This is a genomic window from Synechococcus sp. OH2, assembly GCF_047462155.1.
Classification (GTDB): domain Bacteria; phylum Cyanobacteriota; class Cyanobacteriia; order Thermostichales; family Thermostichaceae; genus Thermostichus.
Map to the genome: position 1 here is coordinate 19,433 of NZ_JANSIR010000118.1, position 2,085 is coordinate 21,517.

Annotated in this window: 2 protein-coding genes; both read left to right on the top strand. The window is 63.7% G+C overall.

The window, feature by feature from the left end:
- A partial coding sequence (locus NW835_RS13095) for a glycosyl transferase (protein WP_414415515.1) occupies positions 1–731 on the top strand: 731 nt, incomplete at its 5' end.
- Between the two features lie 15 nt (positions 732–746).
- Positions 747–2,042 (top strand): class I SAM-dependent methyltransferase, encoded by a 1,296-nt coding sequence (locus NW835_RS13100; RefSeq protein WP_414415516.1) that lies wholly within the window; start codon positions 747–749, stop codon positions 2,040–2,042.
- The last annotated feature ends 43 nt before the right edge of the window (positions 2,043–2,085 follow it).

The window sequence follows — 2,085 nt, forward strand, 5'->3', positions numbered from 1 at the left end:
CACTTGCTGCTGCTATTGCCGAGGCTGCCGGGATCCCCTGCTGGATGGCCAGTAACTTCGGCTGGGACTTTATCTATCAAGAGTACGGCCCCCAGTTTCAGCCCTTTGTAAGCTGGATCCGCGAGCTGTACGGGCGCTGCCAGCGGCTGTTTCGCCTGCCCTTTGCTGAGCCTATGGGCGCCTTTCCCCACCAGGAACCCGTGGGGTTGACGGGGTCGGATCCCCGCTACTTGGCCGGGGAGGTGGCTCAGCGCCTAGGACTGGAGCGGGAGCGGCCCACGGTTTTGTTAACCTTTGGCGGGCTAGGGCTGCAGGGCTTGCCCTACGAGCGGCTTTTGGATTTTCCCGACTGGCAGTTTCTCACCTTCGACCCCAAGGCTCCCCCTCTGCCTAACCTGCAGATTCTGGACGGGCAGAGGTGGCGCCCGGTGGATGTCATGCCCCTCTGCCGCTGGGTGGTGTCCAAGCCGGGCTATGGCACCCTAGCGGAGGCGCTGCGCTGTGGGATCCCCATGGCCTGTGTCAACCGTTCCAGCTTTGCCGAGTCGCCCCTCTTGGTGGAGGGATTGCGGCGCTACGGCTGGCATCGTATCCTCTCGCCGGAAGAGTTCTTTGCGGGATCCTGGGACTTCTTGCGGGATCCCCCTCACCCACCCCAGGCGTCGGAGGAGCTGGATCGCAAGGGCAATGAGGCCATTGCCGACGCTATTGCGGCGTTCCTGAGGCAGTAGCATAGGGAGGGATCCATGGCCGGCAGCACAACCGAGTCTTTGCGGCAACTCTACGAGGAACTGCCCTATCCCAACGTACCTGTTGAGGCGTCGGGCCGCAGCGCCATCGGCAGCCTGTACCGCCTGAGCTGGACGACGGCCCAATACGCCCGTACCCGCGCCATCCTGCCCAGCGAGGGGATCGCCATCCTCAACGTCGGCTGTGGCTCCGGCTGGGAGACCTTGATCTTGGCGGAGGCCAACCCAGGGGCGCGGCTGGTGGCCTGCGACCTCTCGCCGGCGTCGGTGCAGGCAACGGAGCGGCGCCTGCGCTACCACGGCTTTGGGGAGGTGGAGCTGCATGCCCTCAACCTGTTGGAGATTGAACAACTGGGGCAGCAGTTTGACTTCATCAGCCTCAACGACGTGCTCTATCTGCTTGAGGATCCCGTGGCGGGCTTGAAGGCGCTTAAGCGGGTGCTCAAGCCGGACGGGATCTTGCGGGCCAACCTGCACCACGCCTACCAGCGGCAGGTGATCTTCCGCCTGCAGGAGGCGTTTCGGCTGCTGGGCCTGTTTGAGCTGCCCACCCCCGAAGCCTGCCGGCGGGTGCGGGAGTTCATGGCCAGCCTGGCCTCTGACGAGCTACGCGCTGCCCTGCGCTGGGATCCCCAGATCTACAGCGACGACACCAACATCCGCGCCAACTACCTCTTACCCGGCGACAAAGGGTTTTTGATTCCGGATCTCCTGCGCATGCTTCAAGAGGCGGAACTGGGCTTGGTTTGCCTAGTGGACTACGCCGACTGGGATCCGACGCTGCTCTTCAAAGACAGGGCCATGCCGGCCTGGCTGCAGGCGGAGCTGGACAAGCTTTCCCCTGCCGAGCAAAACCACTTCTACGAGCTAATCTACCCCAACCACCGCCTCATCGACTTTTGGGCGGAGCACCCCGGCTCTTCCCTGGTCTTGCCCTGGAGCGACGCCGACTGGCTGGGGGGCAGGGTGCAGCTCAACCCCATCCTGATGGACAACGCCGAGTTTCGCCACAACTTCGCCCAGGCCCACGAAAAAAAACTGGAGTTTGTCATGAACTGGCCGGGGGCCAGCCGCGGGCGCCTGACCATACCAGCCCCCCAGATGGCCTGGCTGGGATCCCTGTTGCAGGGGCCAGTGGCGGTGGCTAGCTTGGTCGAGCAAGCGGCCCAAGCCCATCGGATCGACCAGGAAGCGGCCCAGGAGCAGGTGCTCACCTACCTGGCAGGGCTGGAGTCGTTTCTGTTTGTGATGTTGGATCCCAGCCCAGCTTCTCTTGCCAAAGAAGGGATATGAACTACCCCACCGCGTAGGCGGGTGGGGTTTCCTCACCCGCTTG

What these genes read in the sequence shown, in the direction of transcription:
- NW835_RS13100 (WP_414415516.1), top strand. Translation starts at nt 747, where the DNA reads ATGGCCGGCAGCACAACCGAGTCTTTGCGGCAACTCTACGAGGAACTG.